This is a genomic window from Arthrobacter sp. JCM 19049 (assembly GCF_001310435.1).
In genome coordinates this window covers 1-1153 of the sequence record NZ_BAXF01000607.1, presented here as the reverse complement: position 1 = coordinate 1153, position 1153 = coordinate 1, and the positions used below count along the sequence as shown (strand labels likewise).

The window sequence follows — 1153 nt, the reverse complement described above, 5'->3', positions numbered from 1 at the left end:
CCCGCCCAACGCCGTCGAGTCTCCGCCCCGTGGCGGTGCCCGGCGGCGTTGTCTCATTCCGGGGGCCGAATACGTGCGGAAACCGCTGGATTTTGTGATACCGATTAATGCCAAAGGCTCCGGCGATTACATAGACTGTTATCAAAGTTCAAGTCACCCCGACTAAGGATGTGTCATGGCTGTCAAAACTCCCCATCAGAACGTCACCTTCGACTCGGTCGACGGCGAGGCCCACGGATACCTGGCGGTGCCCGAATCCGGGCGCGGACCCGGGGTGATTGTGATCCAGGAATGGTGGGGCCTGACCGACCACATCCGCGACGTGGCGGACCGACTGGCCGCCGAGGGGTTCGTCGCCCTGGCCCCGGACCTCTTTGGCGGCTGGATCACCCATGACGGGGATGAAGCGGCCAAGATGATGAGCGAGCTGCCCGAGGCCGAAGCGCCCGGCTGCTGGCCGGAGCCGTGGACTACCTGCTGGGGCGCGAGGAGGTCACCTCCACCAAGGTCGGTGCGATCGGCTTCTGCATGGGTGGTGGCTTCGTGCTGAACCTGGCTGCCCAGCAGGGGGAGAAGATTTCCGCCGCCGTCCCGTTCTACGGGGTGGGCCAGGCGGTGCCGGATGACTACACGGGCGTCAAGGCCGCCATCCAGGCCACTACGCCATCCATGACGGGTTCTACCCCGTCGAGGACGCCCGGGCCCAGGAAGAGCAGATCCGCCGCGAATCCGGGGCGGAGGTCACCTTCTACTACTACGACGCGGACCACGCCTTCCACAATGACCAGAACCCGGCGGGCAACTACAAGCCCGAATACGCCCGGCAGGCCTGGCAGCGCTCGGTCGAATTCCTCAAGAAGCACGCCGACTAAGGACTTTCACGTGGCACGCATCACATAGAGTGGTGTGCACAAGCGCGTGCTACGCACAGAACTGGAACATCAACCCAAGGAGAAACGCATTATGTCTGAAACCATCATCGTGGGCGTTGACGGCTCGGAAACCGCACTGAAGGCCGCGCGCCGCGCCGCCGACCTGAGCGCCAAGCTCGGTGCCGAACTGGTCGTAGTGACCGCCCACGCCTCGGACAACACCGAGGTCGTCTCCATCGGCTCGGACACCTGGATCCTGGATGACGCCGAGCAGGCCCGCA

1 protein-coding gene and 1 pseudogene are annotated in these 1153 nt (G+C 64.4%); both read left to right on the top strand.

The genetic code is table 11. The features are described from left to right. The first annotated feature begins 175 nt into the window (after nucleotides 1–175). Nucleotides 176–872, top strand: a pseudogene (locus JCM19049_RS14905) (dienelactone hydrolase family protein). Nucleotides 873–963: 91 nt separating this feature from the next. Continuing rightward, a partial coding sequence (locus JCM19049_RS14900) for a universal stress protein (RefSeq protein WP_279403316.1) occupies nucleotides 964–1153 on the top strand: 190 nt, incomplete at its 3' end.